Origin of the sequence: Microlunatus parietis, assembly GCF_013407955.1 — a bacterium.
GTDB lineage: Bacteria > Actinomycetota > Actinomycetes > Propionibacteriales > Propionibacteriaceae > Microlunatus > Microlunatus parietis.
In genome coordinates this window covers 5,035,074-5,055,351 of sequence record NZ_JACCBU010000001.1, presented here as the reverse complement: position 1 = coordinate 5,055,351, position 20,278 = coordinate 5,035,074, and the positions used below count along the sequence as shown (strand labels likewise).

Below are 20,278 nucleotides of genomic sequence, written 5' to 3'. Positions count from 1 at the left end.
ACCGAGCTAACAACACGGCCTCAGGATTCGTGGGGCGACCAAGATCAACTTCCTGATGATCGTCGGTCATGCCGTCGCCCCCGTCACCTTCGCCGACAGCAGGCGGGCGATCTCAGCACCCCGACCCTCGGCCACGTGCTGATACCGCATCGCCATCGCCGGGGTGGAATGGCCCAACCGCGCCATCAATTCGGCGAGGGTAGCGCCACTCTGAGCGGCGAGTACGGCCCCGGTGTGCCTCAGGTCGTGGAACCGCAGATCAGGCCGTCCTGCGGCCTTCCTGGCGTCGTCCCAGGTCTTGTAGAACGACCCGTGCTGAAGCTGATTTCCCAGGCGCGGCGACGGGAACAGCAGCCCGTCCTTGCCCCATTGCGCCCAGTCCTTGAGGTGCGCCTTGATCATCGGCAGCAGGTGCGGCGGGATGTCCACGTCCCGCACCCCGGCATCAGACTTCGGCGGGCCAACGATCGGCTCGGCCGGGCTCCCAGCCCAGGTCACGCCCCTGGTCACCATGATCACGCCGGTCCCCGACTTCAGATCAAGATCGCTACGGCGCAGCTCGGTCAGCTCGCCGAACCGGAGCGCGCACCATGAAGCGAACATGATCATTAGTCCCCACTTGTCCGGCAGCGCAGTAACGATGGCCTCAAGCTCACCGAGGGAGGCAGGCTTGATCTTGCGCTGCCGCTTTGACTGCCCGGCGGCCTTGATCCGGCACGGGTTGGCGATGGTGATCACTTCCTCATCAATCGCCGTCGCGAAGATCGTCTTCAGCAGGCTGTAGGCATGGGCCCGCGCGGTCTTCTCGGTCGGGTCCAGGGTGGCGTACCAGGCCCGGACATCCGCCGGGGTGACCTTATCCATTTCATGATCACCAAGGTCCGGAATGATTCTCCGGTCCAGGATGCCCCGGTAGTGCCTGCGGGTGCGCGGCTTCAACTCCCGACCCGCGAACCAGGCCTCCGCGTAGCTGGCCAGCGTCCGCAGCCCGGTCGCGTTCCGCCGGGCCAGGGGGACCCACAGCCCCCGGTCGATCAACGACCGTTCGGCCGTCAGCCAGGCTCGCGCGTCCAGCAATGTGTCGAAGGTCGAGGTCGCCTTGTGGGTCGCGCCCTCGTACACGTAGGACGCCTGGTGCCGGCCAGACGGGAGTTCCCGCACTCGCCCCCACGGCTCCCGTTGCTTTCGTTGCTTCCGCTTGCGGCTCGTCGCCATCCCGGGGCCTCCCTCTCGGCATCGCGTGTCGATACCGTGCAATACGAGACTACCTTTTCGTCCATTTCTGTCCACGTCAGACACGCGGCCGGATCGCTAGAATCCCTTACCTGTAAGGCGAATGCCGTTACCTGCAAGGGATCCCGGCTACCCCTTGCGGTAAGGTTCGAATCCTGCGGGGGCGCCGATTTTTCTCCGCCGTACGGATTCGCCATGCCTCGCCACCGAGGAGGAGCCATGAGCAGCCCTACTCCCGGACCGCCGGATCCGCGCCGGCAGCCGCCGCGGCCTGCTACGGCACCGCGGAAGAAGCCGAACGGCGCTCCGATCGCGCTTCTGGTCGGCGGCGTTGCGGTGGTCCTGGTCGCGGTGATCGTGTTGGTCGTGATCTTCGTGGTGCCCCGGTTCGGCGGCGCGCCGCGAGCGGACCTCAGTACTCCGGACAAGGCCGCAGTCGCGTTCGCCGAGGCGGTCCGCGGCGGCGACCCGGACGAGGTGTGGGCCCTCACCTGCTTCGGCAACGACGGTTGCATCCGACAGCACGGCGGCGCGATGGCAAAGCCCGAGAGACTCGCCGAGATTCGTGCCGAGGTTCGGGCCCGCGTCCCGAGGCTGCAGGCTGAGCTCGCGGGCGTACGGTTCCGGCCGTCCTATCCCGGGATGGTGGTCGGATCGTTCGACGTCCCGTTCACGACAGCGTCGAAGCCGGATCCCCCGTACCGAACTCTGATCTTCTACCCGTACCAGGGCCGTTGGTACTACCTGCGCAGTGGTGGCGGCGAGCGCTGAGCACGCTCTGTTTCTCCGCCGTACGAAGCCGCCGCGCCTCGTCGGAGCGCAGGTAGCTCTCCGGCACCGGCTGAGCCAGGTAGTCGATGGTCAACTCGTCTCCCGGCGCGATCGGCTTCCCGGCCCGGAGCCGCCGGCCATCCGGGTCGATGATCACGTTCGGCTGATCGCTGTGATTGAGGAAGCCGTAGCTGGTCCGGATCGGCCGCACCAGCAGGGTCGTCGGGTTCAACGCGTTCCACTCCAGTGCGTCGACGACGTCCGGGTGGGCCGCCGCGTCGACGACTTGGCCATCGAGCTCGCCGAGCAGGGTCCCGGCCGGCCGGGAGGCGGTCGCGAAGAGGCCGCGACCGTGGATCGCGCTGCGCCGCACCTCGGTGAACGGCAGCGTGTCGAGGTGGTCGCCACCGAGATGGCGCTCGGCGACCGCGTCGATCGGTGCCGGGTCCCGCCGGGCCTCACCGCGATCGACGGTGTCGATGATCACCGCGGCGACACCGGGGCGGACCCGCCGGGGCAGTTCGTGGCCCATCCCGGCGACGAGGTGCAGCCGGGCGGCCGGGAGTTCCCGGGCCAGCGCCTCGCCGTTGCCCGGCGGGAACAGCGGATCGTCCTTGCCGTGGACGACGGCGACGGGTACGTCGATCTCACCGAGCCGCTCCCGCCAGCGATCGCCCTGCGGCGCCACGGGATGGTTCGTCAGCATCGCCTCGAGATCTGCGGTCCGCTCGAAGACCGTCGCCGCCAGGGCCCGGGCGTCCTCGACGTCGAACCGCGCTGTCGTACTCGCGAACGGCCGTTCACCATCCACCAAATACCGGACCCAGCCGTCCCGGTCGGCCGAGTCCGGCGCGGGTAGCGCCTCGGCGAAGGCGGCCAGCAGGACATCGGATACCTCGGGCAGATCGGGGTCGTTCGGGCCGTGGGCGACCGGCCGGGAGGCGACCAGCGTCAGGGACGCGACCCGTTGCGGGTGATCCAGAGCGGCGAGCTGGGCCACCCAGCCGCCCTGGGAGAAACCGACCCAGTGCGCCTGCCGTACGTCCAGCGCATCGAGCACCGCGACGGCGTCCTCGACCAGATCGGGAAGGCCGTACGTCGGCGCGCCGGCCGGATCGGACGACGCGCCGCCGGTGTCGCGCTGGTCGAACCGGATCACCCGCAGCCCGGCCGCGACGAGCGCCTCACACAGATCCCGCCGCCAGAAATCCAGCGAACAGCCGGTGCCGGCCACCAACAACACGGCCGGACCGGACTCGGCCGGCACCAACTCGTCGACCACCACGTGGCCGCCTCGAACGGAGACGTTCCTCATCACCATCACTTCCCCTCTGTTACTATACCGTCTGGACGGTACAGTAAATCAGGAGGAGGGGCGATGGCAACAAGGCGATCGGAGGCGACTCGAGCCCGGTTGCTCGACGCGGCGAAGCAGATCCTGGTCGAGCGCGGCGCGGGTCAGCTGACCCTGGACGCGGTGGCCGAGCTGGCCGAGGTCTCCAAGGGCGGGCTGCTCTACCACTTCCCGTCCAAGTCCGCGCTGATCGAAGGGCTCGCCGAGCGGCTGCGCGAGTTCACGGCGGCGAACGTCGAGCGGGCCGCGCAGGACGGGGTGGTGCGGACGTTTCTCGAGACCTCGCTGCCCGGCAGTGTCGAGGCCGAGCACTACTGGGCCGTGTTCAGCGCCCTGCGCAGCGGGATCGAGGTGAGCCGACAGACCCGCGACCTGGTGCAGGAGGTCTTCAGCGTCTGGAGCGACGCGCTCCGCGCCGAGGTCGACGATCCGGTGCAGGCCGACATCATCCGGCTGGTCGGCGACGGGCTCTATCTCGGCGCCGTGCTCGGCCTCGATCCGCTCGAGCCCCAGGCCGTCGAGCGCGTCTTCACCCGCCTGGGCGTCCCGGCACACTGAAGCGATACAGCTGTATCGTCCAGGTCGGTTCCTGGGTCGGCCGCGAGCCGTACCAGCGCGCGCCCATCGCCTCGTAGAAGGGCCCGGCGTTGGGGTCGGCGGCGATCCGGAACTCCGACACCCCGAGTTCGCGCGCCGTCTGCACGGCGTGCTGCCACAACTGCCGCCCCAGGCCGCGGCCGATCTGGTCGGCGTCGAGAAACATCCGGTCCAGCAGCAGGCCGTCCTCGTTCTCGGTGAAGCTGTAGAACCCGAGCCTCCGGCCGCCGTCGTCGACGAGCACCTGGACCCGGTTGTCGCAGACGTACGACTCCGAGATCTTCCGCGCATCGCCGGCCCAGTCGAAGTAACCCGCCGGGTAGCCCCAGTGCGACGCGGACCGGGACTGGAGATCCTCCAGCTCCGGAGCCTCGCCAGGCTCGGCAGGGCGGAAGCGGGTCGTCATGAGTGAACTCCTGCGTTCGTGGGCTGTGCCGCATGATCACCGCTGCCGCCGAACTCGTCGGCGATCGAGACGATCAGGCCGCCCAGCATGAAGGCGACCAGCACCGCGACGAGCGCACCGGTACGGAAGGACGGGATGAACCGGCGAGCACCCTCGCCGGCGGAGGCCTCGTGATGCCCGTGGATCAGCGCGTGCCCCTTGCCGCGCCGGAGCAGGAATCGATTGACCGGGAACGCGGCAACGAAGGCCGCGGCGAACGCGATCATCATCCCGACCCAGAAGACGATGTTCACCAGCCCGGCTTCCATCGCGCCGGGGATGATCACCATCACCAGGTTGTCGACGAGTTCCATCGTGGCGATCGAGGCGGTGTCGGCCGCCAGCACGAGCCGCAGGGCGGCCCCGACGGCGAGGCCGGCCTTGAGCAGCGGCAGCGTGGACAGCAGATAGCCGAAGCAGAACGCCAGCGCGACCGAGATCGCGATCGTCGGCACGTTCGGCCAGCCGGCGGCCGTACCGATCAGGAGGCCGGTGATCTCACCGATGGCACAGCCGGTCAGACAGTGCAGCGTCGCGCTGACGGCCATGACGTTCACGCTGTCGGCCACAGGTCCTCCCGGGCACTGGAATGTCGGTCCCCGAGAAGGCGTACCCATTGTGCGCCGACCTCACGCCGCACAGGATCGACGGGTGATCACCCTGCCGCGGTTCGACCGCTCCCACCTCGACGGCGTGATCCGGCTCTGCGAGGCGGAGGGCTGGCCGTCGTTCCCGGCCGACCCCGAGCGCGCGGTACGAGTGCTGACCGCCCCCGGCGTGACCACGGTGGTCGCCGTCGAGGAGGGTACGGTGCTCGGCTTCGCCCAGTTGTTCAGCGACGGCGAACTGCAGGCCTTCCTGGCCCTGCTCGCGGTCGACCGGGACCGCCGCGGCGCCGGGATCGGGCGGTCGCTGGTGACCGAGGCCCTGCGGCTGGCGGGCGGAGCGCGGATCGATCTGCTCAGCGAGCCGGACTCGCTCGGGTTCTACCGGTCCTTCCCGCACGTCGAGCGGCCCGGCATCAGGCTCTACCCGACCCGGACCGGCAGCGACGGCACTGACCGAGACCCTGCCGCCTGACCAGTGGAACCTGCACGTCTCGTCGGGCCGCTCCGCGAGGTCGGGTCAGCCCAGCGCGGCCAGCAACTCCTGCTCCTCGGCGGGGGTGAGCCCGGCCTTCCGGTCCCGGTCCAGGCCGCGCTCACGCTCCTCGGCGAGCGCCTGCTCGACCGTCTCGGCCGGCGGCCGCCGGGTCAGGCCGTCGGCGACCGCCCGCTCGACACTGCGGGACATGAACCCGGCGTAGTCGGCGCCGGGCAGCCACAGCGGCAGCGAGCGCGGCCCCATCCACGGCTCGACGCCCTGCTCCTGCAGCCACTCCCCCGGCGCCGGCACGACCTCGCCGGCGAACCCGGCGGCAGCGCGGGCCAGCTCGAGCACCTCGCCGAACGGGACCTCCTCGCCCAGCACGTTGTACGGCCCGGACAGCCGCTCGTCGCCGGCCAGCAGCAGCCAGGCCGCCAGGTCACCGACGTCGATGGTCTGGGTGGTCTGGTCCGCCGCGTCGGGGACCAGCACCGGCCCGGCATCCCGGGCGAACCGGCCGGGCCAGTAGCCGAACCGGTCACTCTCGTCGCCGCCGCCGCCGATCAGGCCGACCCGGGCCAGCACGACCCGGTCGCCGAGCGCGTCGAGGCAGGCCTGCTCGCAGGCGACCTTGCCCTCGCCGTACTGCTCGACCCTGGCCACGTCGCCCTCCAGCGCGGGCAGCAGGCCGTCGGACTCGTCGACGCCGGGCCGGGAATGATCGGCGTACACGGAGCAGGTGGAGACGAACACCCAGTGCCCGGCCCGCTCCGCCATCGCCCGGACGGCGCCGCGCACCTGACCGGGCTGCCGGCTGACGTCGATCACCAGGTCCCAGTCCGTCGCGGCGACCTGATCGTAGGCGTCCGGCCGTTCCCGGTCGGCCTTGATCAACTGCGCGCCGGCGGGGACACCGCCGCCGGCGCCGCGGGCCAGGCAGACCACCTCGTCGCCGCGGGCCGCCGCCTGCCGGGCCAGTTCACGGCCCAGCCAGGCCGTACCGCCGAGAATCAGGACTTTGCTCATGAGTTCATTCCAGCGGGTACGGCAGCGCCGGGGCCAGCCACTTCGCCCGCAGCAGAAATTGGCCCTGGCTCGACCTCCGGCCCGATGTTAGCGTTAACACATGTCTTGGCCGCCAGCCCGACTGCGTCGTCGGGCCCTGATCGCCGGCGCCGGTCTCACCGCGCTGGCCTCGACGCTCCCGCACACCGCACGAGCCGAGCCAGGCTCCGACCGCGAGCCCTCGGGCACCGAACTCCGCACGATCGACGACACCGTGGTCGTGTTCAGCTACGGCACCGTCCTGCCGGCCCTCGACGGCTGGACGACGCACGAACCGACCCGCGACTACCTCGACCTGGACGGCCGCTGGAAGTTCGCGTACGACCGCGACGGCGCCGGCGAAGCGGCCGGCTGGCAGCAGCCCGGCTTCGACGACGACGACTGGGGCACGATCGCCGTCCCGTCGTCCTGGGACCTCCGCGACAACGACGGCTGGGCCGGCTACGACGGCGCCGACTTCGGCAAGGGCGGCAGCCTGATCGACGGCGACGGCTGGTACCGGACCAGGGTCGAGATCCCCGCCGGCTGGCGGAACCGGCAAGTGCGGCTCGCGTTCCTCGGCGCGTTCTACCGGGCCGACGCCTGGCTGAACGGCACCTGGCTCGGCAGCCACGAGGGCGGTCACACGCCGTTCGCGCTGCCGGTCGACGGCGCTGCGCTGCGACCGGGCCGGACCGCGACGATCGCGATCCGGGTGCACCGGGCCGCCACCTACACCAGCTACGACGGGACCGGCCAGCCGATCGCCGACGACCGGGCGCTGCCGTCCGGGCCGGTCGACTACTGGCCGTACGCGGGGCTGACCCGGTCGCTCTGGCTCGAAGCCGTGCCGGAGGTGACGGTGGCGAAGCTGCTGCTGAATGCCGACGGCCCGACCCTGGACGCCCGCGCGGTGATCGAGAACCACGGCGACCGTCCGTTCCGCGGCAAGATCATCATCGATCCCGGCCGGCGCACCGGCGGCCGCCCGGTCACGGTGCCGGTCGAGGTGCCGGCCGGCGGCGTCGCCGTACCCGCGGCGAAGCTGCCGATCCCCCGGGCGCCGGAGTGGAGTCCGGCGAACCCGGTCGTGCTGCGCGCGACCGCCACGATCACCGGGACCGCCGGCCGCCCGGTCACCGACACCCTGTCGTCGACGTACGGACGGCGTACGGTCACGGTCGGCCAAGATCAACTTCTGCTGAACGGGAAGCCGATCTTCCTCAAGGGTTACAACTGGCATGAGGAGACCGACCGGAGCGGCCGGTCGCTGACCCGGGCCGAATATGATCATGAACTCGGCCACGCCAAGCAGCTGGGCGCCAATCTGCTCCGGAACGCGGTCTACCAGCGGCACCCGTACGTCACGGACTGGGCCGACCGCAACGGCGTCCTGCAGCTGGACGAGTGGGACACGATGTGGATCTCCGAAGCCCAGCAGGCGATCCAGCTCGAGTACGGCCTGTCCGCCGCCCTCGCCGCGGCGACCGCCTGGCACAACCACAACCACCCGTCGGTGATCATGTGGGGCCTGCAGAACGAGTGCACGCCGAACACGCCGACCTACCGGACCTGGCTGGCCCAGATGCGGGATGCGGTGAAGGCGATCGACCTGGCCGGCCGCCCGGTCACCTGGGCCTCGGCGACCAGCTGGGACGAGGCGTTCGACCTGGCCGACGTGGTCGGCTTCAACGAGTACTTCGGCTATTTCTACGGCAAGTCCGAGGACCTCACGCCGACCCTTGATCAGGTGCACGCCAACCACCCCGGCAAGCCGATCGTGATCACCGAGAACGGCACCTGGTCCTTCTGGGGCAACCACGGCGACCCGGCCGAGGCCGGCACCGAGGAGCACCACGCCGCCTACTTCCAGGCCCACTGGGACCAGGTGGTCGCGAAACCCTATGTCGCCGGCTACGCGTTCTGGTTGCTCAAGGACTACAAGCAGCGCCGGAACTACAACATGAACCTGAACGGCCTTTCCTACATGGGAATGCTGCGCTGGGACGGCGACACCCCGAGAGTCGTGTACGACACGTTCCGGGCCGCCCAACCGCCGCCCTGGTCCGCCTGACTTCCCCTGCCGCCCACGCCCTGCCGGTTTTTCACGTTACGTGAAAAACTGTCGCTTCCCGCGAGATGTTTCTCGCGTAAAGAGCCAAGAAGTGTGGTGGGGTGGGACGCAAGTGGCCGGTGGGATCGAGGAGTGCTACCGGACGAGCGACGGCGGCAAGCTCGGTCGGTGGTCGCTCGGCGGCGCCGATCACCGGATCGTGGCCGTCGACGACGGGCCACCGGTTCGGCGAATGCGCGGTGTCGGGTCACCCGAAGACACGTTCGGTACGAACTCCGCGCCCGGCCCGGTCCGGACCGGGTGGCGCTGCTGACGACGTGGCCGCCGCCGGCGACCAGGACGACGAGCCGCACGGTCTCCTCAGGAGGTCACGCAGCAGGTGTTCGAGGGTCGCGGCGCTGCCGCCGGGGCAGCGATCCTGATCATCGGCACCGAGGGGCGTAGCTGACCACGCCGCGCAGCCGCCCGTCGGGACGGCACCACCTGGCGCCAGGAAATGATCATGAAGGCGATCCCGGCCGGCCGCCGCGACCCGAGCCGGCATCATGCGGGATCCATTTCTCGGTTTGCCTCCCGGACGCGCCGAATCTCGACGTGTCCGGCGTGATCACCGAGCTCGGCCGGCAATTGGGGAGCAACCTCGGCCACATGCTTCGAAGTCGAAGCAGGTAGGCTGGCCCGCGATGACCGGCTCACTGATCGACCTCGGCGGCGACGTCGGAACGCCCGATCCCCAGCGCCTGGGCACGTACCTCGCGCTCATGGAGGCCGTCACCCTGTTGCAGCACCAGGTGGAGCAGCAGCTGCGGAGCGTCGGACTGAGCACGGTCCAGTTCCAGGTGCTGAGCAGCCTCGCGGCGGCCGACGGGAAGCTGACGATGACCGCACTCGCCGACGGCGTCGGCTACAGCCGCAGCGGGCTGACGTACCAGGCGGGACTGCTGGAGAAGGCCGGGCTGATCACCCGCGAACCGAGCCCCGACGACGAGCGCGGCACCCTGGTCACGATCACCAGGAAGGGCGTCGCCCTGGTCAACCGGGCCCTGCCAGGTCACATCGAGGTGGTCCGCCGGCTGCTGTTCGAGCCGCTGTCCGGCCAGGACCTGGGCCGGCTCGGCGAGATCATGGGCCGGGTGCGTGACCACCTGCGGGCCCAGCCGCCGCGGTCGGCAGCGCCCCGCAAGCGCCGGAACGGCGCTCAGTCCAAGGGCGGGACGGGCCGGTAGAGCCGCACCTCGTCATAGATCGCGTCGTAGTCGAGATAGCCGCCCGGCAGCCGGGCCCACTCGGTGAAGCCCAGCCCGCGGTAGGCGCGCTCGGCGGCGGTGCCGCCCCGGCAGGCCACGTCGAGGATCGACACGTCCCACTCCCGCCTGGCATACCGGGCCAGATAGTCGATCATCCGCCGGGCCAGCCCCGACCCGCGTTCGGCCGGGACGATCACGAACCCGCCGAGTTCGGCCCGGTGCCGCCGCATCCGATGGGTCTCCCGGATCAGATTGCAGCTGGCGACGATCTCCCCGTCGTCGTTCTCGGCGACGATGTGGAGCGAGTCCGGCGGGCGGTTGAACCGTTCGTCGGCCGCCCGCAGCTCGGCCAGGCTCATGTCGGTGAAGATCGCCCGCTGCAGCTCCCCGAGATCGGTCTCGGCGGCCCGGCGAATCCTCATGCGCTGAGACTACGGGTTTCGGCCCGCGCAGGTACGGGTACGTCGGCGGCGACACAACACTCCGACACGCAGTACCTTCTGAAGGAGGGTTCCGATGGACCCCACCGCATGGCTCCTACCGGTCCTCGGTCTCGTCGTCCTGATCGTCCTCGCTCTCATCGTCATCTCCGTGGTGATGCGGACCCGGGCCCGGGCGAAGGAGGAGCAACTGGGTCGTGACCAGGATCGCGCCACCGCACTCCGGGACGCGGGCAGCCAATCCCAGCTCGCGGCGAAGGCCGACCGCGCCGACGCCGCCCACGAGCGCGCGGCGGCCAACCAGGCCCGGGCCGACGCCGAGCAGGCCCGGGCCGAGGCCGACCGGGCCGAGGTCGAAGCCGAGCGCCGCGACCGTACCGCGGAGACCCGCCAGACCGAGGCCGACCGCAGGCAGGCCGAAGCCATCGAGCGCCTGGACGCCGCAGGTGCCGCGGAGCCCGGCCACGAATCCGGTCGTGATGGTCGCGAATCCGGTCGCGATACCGGACCCGCACCGTCCGAGAAGCCGCCGCAGGCGCGAGCCGACGCGGCTGAGGACCAGGGCCGGCACCGGGGCGACCCGGTGAGCCCGCGGCGGAGCTATCCGTCCGACCGGCCGGACGAGTAGGCCAGCAGCGTCCGGACCGCGTCGACGGTCACCACACCGCGCCAGGCCAGTTCGGCCACCACACCGGGCGGCTGCCAGGTGATCGGCCAGCCGCCGTCCTCCTGCTGCCCCTCGGCGAGGGCACGCAGGTGTGCCGCGATCGGGTCGTCGGGGAACAGCCCCCGGGCCGGCGCGTCCGGGGTCGACGCGAACTGCAGCGGCGTCACGCCGTACCCCGGCCCCGGGTAGAGGTGGAAGTGCGACAGCGTGTCGAGCCGGCCGGCCAGGACCGCGAACTGCTCGTCCGCCCAGCCGCGGTCGTCACTGCCGGCGAGGAACGCCGCGATGTTGAGCGCGGTGTGCCCGCCGAGGTCGGGCTCGGCCAGTGACCGTTCGACCTCGGTACGGCAGCAGGCCTCGGCCCGGTTGAGCCAGTCGGAGGTCAGGCCGAGCCGGCGCAGCCGGACCACGATCCCGCCGGTCGGATTGAGCCCGAGCGGGAACGCCTCGCTGTCCCAGTGTTCGGCGTGCGGATGGTCCTTGACCGTGGGCAGCACGATCGGCAGGGCGCCGTTCGGCGCCGCCACCGCTTCCAGGTACGGCAGCGTCCGGGCCCCGAAGTCGCGCGCATGTTCGCGGACTTCCGCGTCGTCGACCAGGTCGAGCACCTGGTCGATCACGCCCAGCGCGAAGTCGACCGCGACCGGCTGGCTGTCCGGGGCCTGCACGTCGGCCTCGAGCCCGTGGCCGAGGCCGCCGTCGGGGTTGCGGTAGCCGTCCAGCGCGGCCAGCACCGCGTGGCCGATGGCCGGCTCGGCTGGACCGCGGACGAGTTGCCAGAGCCGTCGCTCGACCAGTCGGCCGTTGCTGATCACGAAGTGTCCGGCCCGGTCGATCATCTCCTCGGTGATCATGGGCAGGACTGTAGAGCCCCGCACCGACAGTTCCGTCAGCCTCGGTTACCGTGACCGCGTGCAACTGCTGCGCCCGGGCGGGATCCCCCACCGATGAGGGCCCTGGTCTACGACGAGGTCGGCGGGCCGCCGGTGGTCCGTGACGTCCCGGAGCCGGACTGCCCGCCGGACGGCGTGATCATCCGAGTGGCGGCGACCGGGGTCTGCCGGTCCGACTGGCATGCCTGGCAGGGCCACGACCCGGTCCGGCTGCCGCACGTCGGCGGCCACGAGTTCGCCGGCGTCGTCGCCGCGGCCGGCGACCGGGTCCGGCGCTGGGCGGTCGGCGACCGGGTGACGGCGCCGTTCGTCAACGGCTGTGGGAACTGCTCCTACTGTGCCGACGGTCAGGCGCAGGTGTGCCCGGAGCAGACCCAGCCCGGGTTCACCGGCTGGGGTTCGTTCGCCGAGCTGGTGCCGGTGGCCGCGGCCGACCTCAATCTGGTCCGGCTGCCGGGCTCGCTCGGTTTCGCCGCGGCGGCGGCACTCGGCTGCCGGTTCGCCACCGCCTATCACGCGCTCACCGCGCAGGGCGGACTCGCTGCGGGCCAGTGGGTGGCGGTGTTCGGCTGCGGCGGTGCCGGCCTGTCCGCGATCATGATCGCCCGCGCCCTAGGCGCCCGGGTGATCGCCGTCGACCCGGCCCCGGCTGCGCGCGAGCTGGCCACCCGGTTCGGCGCCGAGACGATCATGGACCCGGCCTCGCTGGACGTACCGAAGTCGATCATGGAACTCGGCGGCGCCCATCTTACGTTGGACTGCGCCGGCTCGCCCGCCGCCGCGGTCGCGGCGGTCTCCTCGCTGCGGCGCCGCGGCCGGCACGTGCAGGTCGGCCTGTTGCTCGGTGATCAGGCGACGCCGCCGCTGCCGATGGACCGGGTGATCGCCTGGGAACTGGCCGTGCTCGGCTCGCACGGGATGCCGGCGGCGGACTATCCGGCGATGCTGGAGTTGATCACGTCGGGCGCGGTCGACCCGGGGAAGTTGATCATGAACCGGACCGGCCTGGCCGGCGCCGGCGAGGCGTTGCGGGCGATGGACCGGCCGGGCAGCCACGGGATCACGGTGGCCGACCCCGCGGCCTGAGTCAGTCCTTCAACAACTCCGTGATCGCCCGGAGCAGCTCGGCCTCGGCGTCCGGGCTGACGTTGCTGGCCCGTTCGCTGGTCTCGTAGCCGCCCTCGTCGTACGCCCGCGCGGTGCCGATGTAGCCGGGCCCGTAGTCGCCGTACGCCGCAACCCCGACCGCAAGGTCGGGCCGCATCGCCTTGGCCGCCAGCTGGTACTCGACGAACGCCTCGCCGGGCAGGTGCAGCAGCCGGACCCGGCCGGCCCGGAGCAGCTGCAGGTCGATCGCGCGGCCGGCCTGGGACCGGCGCAGCCAGCCCAGCCGGTCGGCGCCGGACAGGAACGCGTCGCCGCGCCCGGCGTTGATCAACTCCAGCAGGCTCGGCTCGTCCAGGTGTTCGGCGGCCGGCAGCCGTACCGGTTCGGTACGCCAGCCGACGTCGGCCGCCGTGATCGGGGTCCGCTCGGTCGCCACCCAGGCCCGGCGCAGCCCGTCGGCCAGCCGACCGGCCAGCACGACCCGGTTCTCCGGGTCGCCGTCGTTGTACTTCCCGGCGCCGATGTTGCCGCCGGCGCCGTTGAAGTGGACGTGCAGCGCGCCCGGCACCGACTGGCCGCGCAGGAAGCGGGCGATGCCGGGGAAGTCCGGGCTCGGCGTCTCGGTCAGGTAGTAGCTCTGCGGATGGCAGGCGTAGTAGCTGAGCAGGGCGACCGGGCGCTCGCCGTCGAAGAACGTGACCAGGCTGACCTCGGGATCGATCACGCCCTCCGGCTCGGCGCGTAGCTCGGGCTCGACCGTCTTGGTCATCCGCATCGCCCGGACCCGCCCGTCGTCGCCGAGGATCCGCCGGTTCGAGGCGACCCGCTCGACGCTCGCCGTACCCCAGCCAAGGTGACTGACCGGGACCGGGTCGACCAGCGCCTCGGTGATCGCGGCCGTGGCGTCGTCGAGCACCCGGCGGGCCAGCGCTCCGTCCCAGCGACCGGGGTCGCGGCCGGCCTCGATCAGGATCCGCTCGGCCGAGAAGTCACAGGCCGGTGCGTCGTGCTGGTGCAGCGTGTGCACGGCGACCCGGTCCGGCGTGGTGCCGGCGGCCGCGGCGAGTCGGTCCCGGAACGCGTCGTGACCCTCGTTGCCGATGCCGATCCAGTCCACCGCACACAACACGATCGGGGCCTCGGCGCCGAGCAGCACGACGCCGCGGCAGCTGAGCGAGAGTTCGTCGGTCGCCCCGACCTGCCGGTACGCCATCTGGCTGCCGACCGGCGGGGTGGCGTCGACGCGGAACGTGGCCAGCGCCAGCGGCGCCGTCGTGGTCATGATCAACTTCTATCAGGATCGCGTCCGGGACCCGACGGCAGGGTGACGGAAGCCCCGGCACCTAATCACCAAGCGCCGGGGCGTCGAACACGGGGCTCAGGCCTCGCCGTGCTCTTCCTTCAGCTTCGCGACCTCGGCGTGCACCTTCTCCATGTCGAGACCCTTCACCGCGTCCACGACCTGCTTCAGCTGCGGGGCCTGCAGAGCGCCGGCCTGGTTGAACACCAGCACGCCCTCCCGGAACGCCATCAGGGTCGGGATGCTGGAGACGCCGAGCTGGCCGCTCAGGGCCTGGTTGGCGTCGGTGTCCAGCTTGGCGAACACGATGTCGGAGTGACTCTCGGACTCGGCCTCGAAGACCGGGCCGAACCGCTTGCACGGCGGGCACCATTCGGCCCAGAAGTCGACCAACACGATGTCGTTGTCGGAGATCGTCTTCTCGAACTGGTCAGAGTTGAGTTCGATCGTTGCCATGTCTTCTCCTGGCTGCCCTGACGGCAGCGGTTGTGATGAATCCCTTGTCGCCGGCTGTAACGCCCGGCGGGGGCCGGACTATTCCGGGGCCCGGAAGCCCCGCGCGCTATTTGATCGCCACCACCCGCCGCATCGGAATGGTGATCGGGAACGGCCCGCGCTTGGCCAGCCGGTGAGCCAGGAAGTCGACCGCGGACGCGACCCGGGCCGGCTTCGTGCTCGGCAGGTAGAGCGCCGAGAGCAGCAGTTCGGCGTCCTCGCGGGAGGCCACCGTGTAGTGGTAGCGCTCGCGGGCGTCCTCGACCCGGCGCATCCCGGCCCCCTGCAGCGACTTGGTGAAGCCGGCCAGTTCCACCGAGCCGGGAAACCGGGGCGATCCGCGCAGCCGGGCGTTGATGCGAGCCGGCACCCGCATCTCGGACGGCGACAGCGGGCGCAGCGCGGGGGCGATGGCGGCCAGCACGCCGCCCGGTTTCAGCACCCGGGCGATCTCGGTCAGCACCCGGTTCAGCGGCCGGATCACGAGCAGGCCCATCGAGCTGGTCACCGCGTCCACGGACCCGTCCCGGAACGGCAGCCGCAGGGCGTCGCCGCGCACCCACGGCCCCGGGCCGCGCTCCGCCGCCAGCCGCAGTTCGTCGGCGGACAGGTCGACGCCGATCACGGTCCGTACCTTCGAGGCACTGGGCGGCCGGCTCAGCAGTTCGCGCGACATCGGGCCGGAGCCGCAGGCGACGTCGAGCACCGTACCGGCGTCGGAAACCGCCCGGGCCAGCCAGCGGTAGGGCGTGTGGTCACCAGCCAGCGACCGGGACAGCACGGCTTCGATGACGCCCGGGCGAGCCGCGTGGAACTGGGCCAGAAACCTCGGCCAGTCCAGACCGTCCTCGGACACGACGAGGGCCGGCATCACACCCGGGAGACGAACAGGTAGGCGGACGCCTCGAGCGAGATCTCGCACGGCGGGGCGTCGGCCGCGGACAGTTTGACCCCGAGCCCGCCGCCTTCGACCGTCACCTCGACCCCGGGCTTGATGCCCGCCGCGCGCAGCGTCCCCATCGTCTCGATGTCCTTCTGGATCTCCTCGCTGATCCGTCGCACCACGACCCGGGCGGCGGCGCCGTCGGTCCGCTCGATCAGCTCCCGCAACTGGTCGTTGCCGGCCCGGAACTCCACCTTCGGCGCCTTGACGCCGAGTTCCTCCAGGCCCGGGATCGGATTGCCGTACGGGGACGCGACGGGAGCCTCCAGCAGGTCGACCAGCCGGTGCTCCACGTCGGTGGAGATCACGTGCTCCCAGCGGCACGCCTCGACGTGCACCTTCTCCCACTCAAGGCCGATCACGTCGGTCAGCAGCCGTTCCGCGAGCCGGTGCTTCCGCATCACCCGCATGGCCCGGTCGCGGCCTTCGGGGGACAACTCGAGATGGCGGTCGCCCTCGACCTTGACCAGCCCGTCCCGTTCCATCCGCGCGACGGTCTGCGAGACGGTCGGCCCGCTCTGGTGCAACCGCTCGGCGATCCGGGCCCGCAGCGGCACGATCCCCTCTTCCTCAAGCTCGAAGATGGTCCGCAGATACATCTCCGTGGTGTCGATCAAATCGCTCACGGTGCCCATTCTCCCTGATCAAACCAAAGTTCCACGGCGCAGTCGTCAGCGCCCTCGATTCCAACTGCCGCGCTGCACTGTCGAGAGGCCGCACGATCGTGTTCGTAACTGTAGAACATGGGAACGACAGTCGTCGCCGACCCGTTGACAGTGTCCGATCAGGACGCCAGCAGGGTCAGCAGCCGGGCCACTTCCGCCGCCATCGCGTCGCGGGCCGGGCCGAGGTACTTCCGGCTGTCCACCATCGCCGGGTTGTCGCCGAGCACGGCCCGGACCCGGTCGGTGAAGACCGCGTTCAGGTGGGTGGCGATGTTGATCTTCGTCATACCGGCCGCGACGGCCCGGACGATCTCGTCGTCAGCGACACCGGACGAACCGTGCAGCACCAGCGGCACCGGCACCGCGGCGGCCAGTTCGGCGATCAGGTCCAGGTCCAGCTTCGCGGTCCGTTCGGTCATCGCGTGCGACGAGCCGACCGCGACGGCGAGGGCGTCGACCCCGGTCTCCGCCACGAAGCTGACCGCCTCCTCCGGCCGGGTCCGGGCGCCCGGCGCGTGCACGCCATCCTTACCGCCGACCTCGCCCAACTCGGCCTCGACCGAGATCCCGCGGGCCCGGCACTGGGCCACCACAGCCGCCGTCTCCGCCACATTCTTCTGGTACGGCAGCGCCGACGCATCGAACATCACCGAGGTGAAGCCGAGTTCGACGGCCTGATCGACCAGGTCCCGCTCGGTCGCATGATCAAGATGCACCACGGCCCGGACCGCGGCGGCCTCGGCGATGGCCAGCGTGGCCAGCCCGATCGGGCGCAGCGCGCCGTGGTAGCGGACGGCGTTCTGGGAGACCTGCAGCACCACGTCGGTGCCGGCCTGTTCGGCTCCGGCCACCAGGGCCTCGGCGTGCTCGATGCTGAACACGTTGAAGGCGCCGACAGCCTGCTTGCGCTGGGCAGCCGTCGCGAGGACTTCGGTCAGGGTTGCCAGGGTCATTCGGTCTCCAGCCAATCGCCCGCCCGCAGCACGCGCTGCAGCCGGCCTTGATCATCGACAACACAGAGGTCGGCGGCCCGGCCGACCATGAGTTCACCCACCCGGTCCAGGCCGTGCGCGCGGGCCGGGGTGGTCGCGGCCATCCGCGCGGCTTCCGGGATGGGCACGCCGAGCCCGACGACGAATTCGACCGCACCGGCCATGGTCAGGGTCGACCCGGCGATCGAGCCGGCGCTGCCGTCCGGATTGACCAGGTGTACGGCGCCGCCGGCCACGGTGACGTCCAGGTGGCCCAGCGCGTACGAGCCGTCGGCCAGGCCGGCCGCGGACATGGCGTCGGTGATCAGCGCGACCCGGTCCGGGCCGGCGGCGGCGATCGCCATCGTGATCACGTCCGGGTGTAGGTGGATCCCGTCGCAGATCAGTTCGACCGTGACCCGTTGAGCATCGAGCAGCCGCGGCACCGGGCCGGGCTCGCGATGGTGGATCGGCCGCATCGCGTTGAACAGGTGGGTCGCCACCGTGGCGCCGGCGTCGATCGCCGTAGCGGTCAGCCGTGCGTCGGAATCGCTGTGCCCGAACGCCACCCGGACACCGGCCCGGGTCAGCCGTTCGATCGCCGCCGGACCATGATCGAGTTCCGGGGCCAGCGTGATCATGGCGATCCGGCCGGCTCCGGCTTTCAGCAGTCGGTCCAGCAACTCCGGGGTCGGCGGGGTCAGCAGCGCCGGGTCGTGCGCGCCGCACTTGGCCGCCGAGAGGAACGGCCCCTCCAGGTGGATGCCGGCGAACGCGCCCGCGTCCACCAGCGGCACCAGGGTCTTGATCTGCCGGACCAACAGGTCCGGCTCGGCGCTGACCAGGCTGGCGTAGCTCGTCGTGGTTCCGTTGCGCGCATGGAAATCCCGGGCCTTGAGCGCCTCGTCCGGGTCGGTGGTCGGGTAGTCTCCGCCGCCACCGCCGTGGACATGGGTGTCGACGTAGCCCGGCAGCACCCAGCCCTCGACCCGTTCGCCCGAGCCGGTCGACGGGCCGAGTTCTGTGATCACTCCGTCCGTGATCTTGATCAAGGCGTCGGTACGGACACCGTCCGGCGTCACCACCCGCTCGCAGTGCAGCACGGTCTCAGTCATGATCGACTCCGCGCAGTTCGGCCCAGCCGAGCAGGCCGGCCCCGATCAGTCCGGCATCGGCACCCAGGGTGGCCAGGCGAAACTCCGGCACCCGCTGGAACGTCGCCGTGGCGGCGATCCGGCGCTCCACCTCGGGCAGGAACAGGTCGGCCGCGCCGGACAGCCCGCCGCCGATGATGATCACCTCGGAACCGAGCAGAGTGGTGCTCAGCAGCAGCGACTCGGTGAGGGCGTCGGTCGCCACGGCGAACGCGGCCAGCGCGTCCGGGTCGCCGGCCCGGGCCGCTTCTGCGACGGCCCGCGCATCCAGGTTGGACCCGGCCTCGACGCCGCGGGCGGCCGCATAGCCACGGGCCACGCCGGCGGCCGAGGCCACGGTTTCCAGGCAGCCGATCTGGCCGCAGGCGCACGGAGTCTCGCCGGCTGCCCGGACCCGGGTGTGGCCGATCTCGCCGGCGTAGCCGCCGGCCTCCAGCAGCCGCCCGTCGACGATCATGGCCGCCGCGATGCCGGTGCCGATCGGCAGGAAGAACACGTTCTGCGCGTCCGGGCAGCCGAGCCGCCCTTCGGCGAGGCCGCCGGCCCGGACGTCGTGGCCGACCGCGCCGGAGAGCCCGGTCCGGTCGTGCAGCCGGTCCCGGATCGGCATCTCGGTCCAGCCGACGTTCGGCGCGGCCCGGACCGTGCCGCTGGCCGCGTCGATGATGCCGGGGACGGCGATCCCGAAGCCGTGGCAGGGTCCCGGGGCCGCGGCCGCCGCCTCGGCGATCCGGTCGCCGAGCCAGTCGGCCAGGCCGTCCGCGCCGCCGGCCCGGTAGGTGTCCAGGCGGCGCACCGCGGTGGCGGTGCCGTCCTCGCCGACGTACCCGATCTTGGTCAGAGTGCCGCCGAGATCGACGGCGACGACACACTCAGGTGAATCGGCCACTAGGCGTCCAGCACGACCGAACGGCTGAGGTGGCGCGGCTCGTCGGGGTTGACGCCGAGCCCGATCGCCCGGGCCACCGCGACCCGCTGGGCCAGGATCAGATCCACCAGCGGATCAAGATCATGATCGACGAAGGTCGCGCCGGTCGCGGCCACGTCGTCGACCAGTCCGGCCGGCGGCTCACCGAACATCCACACCGCGCGCCCCTTGTTGGCAATGGAGATCGGGCCGTGCCGGTAGTCCATCGCCGGGTACGACTCCGCCCAGCTGGATGAGGTCTCGCGGAACTTCAGCGCCGCCTCATGAGCGATCCCGACCGACCAGCCGCGGCCGAGGAACGTGAGCTGCTCCGCCTCCGACAGGCCCTCCGGCAACGGCGCGGCGACCGCATCCTTGGCCGCCGCGATCAACGGATCAAGATCATCACCGAACGCGGACCGGAACAACGCCAGGGTCGAGGTGGCGAACCGGGTCTGCACCACCGACTGTTCGTCGGCGAACGCGAGGTCGACGATCTCGTCGGCCAGATCGACCACCGGCGTGCTCAGGTCACCGGTCACCGCGACGGTGGGCACCCGGCCGCGCAGCCGGGTCAGCACCTCGAGCACCTCGGTCGTGGTGCCGGACCGGGACAGCGCGACGACCCGGTCGTAGCCGCGGTCCAGCAGCGCCTCCGAAGCCGTGTAGGCGTCGCTCTCGCCGAGGCCGCGGGACTCGCGCCAGTGCGCGATCACCTGCCCGACGAACCAGGAGGTGCCGCAGCCGATGAAGGCCACCCGCTCACCGGGCTTCGGCAGTCGGTCGGCCACTCGGGCGGCACGGTCGACCGCGGTGGACCAGCAGTCGGGTTGAGAGGCGATCTCCGCCTCGACATGGAAGCTCATGAGACAACATCCTGGTCGT

23 protein-coding genes are annotated in these 20,278 nt (G+C 71.2%); 8 read left to right on the top strand and 15 right to left on the bottom strand.

What is annotated here, in order from left to right; genetic code table 11:
• Window positions 1-66 precede the first annotated feature (66 nt).
• Window positions 67-1,215, bottom strand: a complete 1,149-nt coding sequence (locus BKA15_RS24290) for a tyrosine-type recombinase/integrase (RefSeq protein ID WP_179755182.1) — start codon at window positions 1,213-1,215, stop codon at window positions 67-69.
• Between the two features lie 237 nt (window positions 1,216-1,452).
• Between BKA15_RS24290 and BKA15_RS24285 the strand changes: the two genes are divergently transcribed.
• A complete protein-coding gene (locus BKA15_RS24285) occupies window positions 1,453-2,004 on the top strand; it encodes a hypothetical protein (protein WP_179755180.1) in 552 nt (183 codons plus the stop codon).
• Here the strand turns inward: BKA15_RS24285 and BKA15_RS24280 are convergent.
• A complete protein-coding gene (locus BKA15_RS24280) occupies window positions 1,904-3,319 on the bottom strand; it encodes an alpha/beta fold hydrolase (RefSeq protein WP_179755178.1) in 1,416 nt (471 codons plus the stop codon). The two genes, BKA15_RS24285 and BKA15_RS24280, sit on opposite strands and share 101 nt — an antisense overlap.
• 63 nt (window positions 3,320-3,382) lie before the next feature.
• Here BKA15_RS24280 and BKA15_RS24275 point away from each other — a divergent pair, with 63 nt between their 5' ends.
• Window positions 3,383-3,916 carry a TetR/AcrR family transcriptional regulator gene (locus BKA15_RS24275; RefSeq protein WP_179755176.1) on the top strand — a complete coding sequence of 178 codons (534 nt, stop codon included), beginning with the start codon at window positions 3,383-3,385 and terminating at the stop codon, window positions 3,914-3,916.
• Here the strand turns inward: BKA15_RS24275 and BKA15_RS24270 are convergent.
• Together BKA15_RS24270 and BKA15_RS24265 are read right to left on the bottom strand one after the other, a co-directional pair.
• Window positions 3,888-4,361, bottom strand: coding sequence for a GNAT family N-acetyltransferase (locus BKA15_RS24270; protein WP_179755174.1), 474 nt, complete (start codon window positions 4,359-4,361; stop codon window positions 3,888-3,890). The genes BKA15_RS24275 and BKA15_RS24270 overlap by 29 nt on opposite strands.
• A complete protein-coding gene (locus BKA15_RS24265; protein ID WP_179755172.1) occupies window positions 4,358-4,948 on the bottom strand; it encodes a DUF4396 domain-containing protein in 591 nt (196 codons plus the stop codon). The genes BKA15_RS24270 and BKA15_RS24265 overlap by 4 nt, the downstream gene beginning before the upstream one ends.
• Window positions 4,949-5,051: 103 nt before the next feature.
• Between BKA15_RS24265 and BKA15_RS24260 the strand changes: the two genes are divergently transcribed.
• Window positions 5,052-5,480: a GNAT family N-acetyltransferase gene (locus BKA15_RS24260; protein WP_218871554.1), complete on the top strand. Its 429-nt coding sequence runs from the start codon at window positions 5,052-5,054 to the stop codon at window positions 5,478-5,480.
• Between the two features lie 45 nt (window positions 5,481-5,525).
• On the opposite strand, the gene BKA15_RS24255 is transcribed toward BKA15_RS24260, so the two are convergent.
• Complete coding sequence (locus BKA15_RS24255) at window positions 5,526-6,512, bottom strand: Rossmann-fold NAD(P)-binding domain-containing protein (protein WP_179755168.1); 987 nt, start codon at window positions 6,510-6,512, stop codon at window positions 5,526-5,528.
• Window positions 6,513-6,612: 100 nt separating this feature from the next.
• Here BKA15_RS24255 and BKA15_RS24250 point away from each other — a divergent pair, with 100 nt between their 5' ends.
• From BKA15_RS24250 to BKA15_RS24240, 3 genes are all read left to right on the top strand, one after another.
• Window positions 6,613-8,604, top strand: coding sequence for a glycoside hydrolase family 2 protein (locus tag BKA15_RS24250; protein ID WP_179755166.1), 1,992 nt, complete (start codon window positions 6,613-6,615; stop codon window positions 8,602-8,604).
• Window positions 8,605-8,716: 112 nt separating this feature from the next.
• The gene (locus tag BKA15_RS24245) at window positions 8,717-8,917 is read left to right on the top strand and encodes a hypothetical protein (protein WP_179755164.1); all 201 of its coding nucleotides are present in this window, start codon (window positions 8,717-8,719) and stop codon (window positions 8,915-8,917) included.
• A gap of 370 nt (window positions 8,918-9,287) precedes the next feature.
• Window positions 9,288-9,830 (top strand): MarR family winged helix-turn-helix transcriptional regulator, encoded by a 543-nt coding sequence (locus BKA15_RS24240; RefSeq protein WP_179755162.1) that lies wholly within the window; start codon window positions 9,288-9,290, stop codon window positions 9,828-9,830.
• On the opposite strand, the gene BKA15_RS24235 is transcribed toward BKA15_RS24240, so the two are convergent.
• Window positions 9,803-10,273 carry a GNAT family N-acetyltransferase gene (locus BKA15_RS24235; protein WP_179755160.1) on the bottom strand — a complete coding sequence of 157 codons (471 nt, stop codon included), beginning with the start codon at window positions 10,271-10,273 and terminating at the stop codon, window positions 9,803-9,805. The genes BKA15_RS24240 and BKA15_RS24235 overlap by 28 nt on opposite strands.
• 94 nt (window positions 10,274-10,367) lie before the next feature.
• Between BKA15_RS24235 and BKA15_RS24230 the strand changes: the two genes are divergently transcribed.
• On the top strand, window positions 10,368-10,919 hold the full coding sequence (locus BKA15_RS24230; protein WP_179755158.1) for a hypothetical protein: 552 nt from the start codon (window positions 10,368-10,370) through the stop codon (window positions 10,917-10,919).
• Here the strand turns inward: BKA15_RS24230 and BKA15_RS24225 are convergent.
• A complete protein-coding gene (locus BKA15_RS24225) occupies window positions 10,892-11,812 on the bottom strand; it encodes a hypothetical protein (RefSeq protein WP_179755156.1) in 921 nt (306 codons plus the stop codon). The genes BKA15_RS24230 and BKA15_RS24225 overlap by 28 nt on opposite strands.
• A gap of 93 nt (window positions 11,813-11,905) precedes the next feature.
• Here BKA15_RS24225 and BKA15_RS24220 point away from each other — a divergent pair, with 93 nt between their 5' ends.
• The gene (locus BKA15_RS24220; protein WP_179755154.1) at window positions 11,906-12,937 is read left to right on the top strand and encodes a zinc-dependent alcohol dehydrogenase family protein; all 1,032 of its coding nucleotides are present in this window, start codon (window positions 11,906-11,908) and stop codon (window positions 12,935-12,937) included.
• Window position 12,938: 1 nt separating this feature from the next.
• Here BKA15_RS24220 and BKA15_RS24215 read toward each other — a convergent pair whose 3' ends face one another.
• The 8 genes from BKA15_RS24215 to BKA15_RS24180 all read right to left on the bottom strand — a co-directional run bounded on the left by BKA15_RS24215 (window position 12,939) and on the right by BKA15_RS24180 (window position 20,259).
• On the bottom strand, window positions 12,939-14,240 hold the full coding sequence (locus tag BKA15_RS24215; RefSeq protein ID WP_179755152.1) for a hypothetical protein: 1,302 nt from the start codon (window positions 14,238-14,240) through the stop codon (window positions 12,939-12,941).
• 96 nt (window positions 14,241-14,336) lie between these two features.
• Window positions 14,337-14,714: a thioredoxin gene (trxA, locus tag BKA15_RS24210; RefSeq protein WP_179755150.1), complete on the bottom strand. Its 378-nt coding sequence runs from the start codon at window positions 14,712-14,714 to the stop codon at window positions 14,337-14,339.
• A 106-nt stretch (window positions 14,715-14,820) separates the two neighbouring features.
• Window positions 14,821-15,624 carry a methyltransferase domain-containing protein gene (locus BKA15_RS24205; RefSeq protein WP_218872329.1) on the bottom strand — a complete coding sequence of 268 codons (804 nt, stop codon included), beginning with the start codon at window positions 15,622-15,624 and terminating at the stop codon, window positions 14,821-14,823.
• Complete coding sequence (locus BKA15_RS24200) at window positions 15,624-16,322, bottom strand: iron-dependent transcriptional repressor DtxR (RefSeq protein ID WP_179755148.1); 699 nt, start codon at window positions 16,320-16,322, stop codon at window positions 15,624-15,626. The genes BKA15_RS24205 and BKA15_RS24200 overlap by 1 nt, the downstream gene beginning before the upstream one ends.
• 158 nt (window positions 16,323-16,480) lie before the next feature.
• Complete coding sequence (locus tag BKA15_RS24195) at window positions 16,481-17,314, bottom strand: class II fructose-bisphosphate aldolase (RefSeq protein ID WP_179755146.1); 834 nt, start codon at window positions 17,312-17,314, stop codon at window positions 16,481-16,483.
• A complete protein-coding gene (gene nagA, locus BKA15_RS24190; protein WP_179755144.1) occupies window positions 17,311-18,447 on the bottom strand; it encodes an N-acetylglucosamine-6-phosphate deacetylase in 1,137 nt (378 codons plus the stop codon). Before nagA ends, BKA15_RS24195 begins: the two co-directional genes overlap by 4 nt.
• Entirely contained in the window at window positions 18,440-19,375 is a 936-nt protein-coding gene (locus BKA15_RS24185; protein WP_179755142.1) for an ROK family protein, read from the bottom strand. The genes nagA and BKA15_RS24185 overlap by 8 nt, the downstream gene beginning before the upstream one ends.
• Window positions 19,375-20,259 carry an SIS domain-containing protein gene (locus tag BKA15_RS24180; RefSeq protein ID WP_179755140.1) on the bottom strand — a complete coding sequence of 295 codons (885 nt, stop codon included), beginning with the start codon at window positions 20,257-20,259 and terminating at the stop codon, window positions 19,375-19,377. The genes BKA15_RS24185 and BKA15_RS24180 overlap by 1 nt, the downstream gene beginning before the upstream one ends.
• Between the last annotated feature and the right edge of the window lie 19 nt (window positions 20,260-20,278).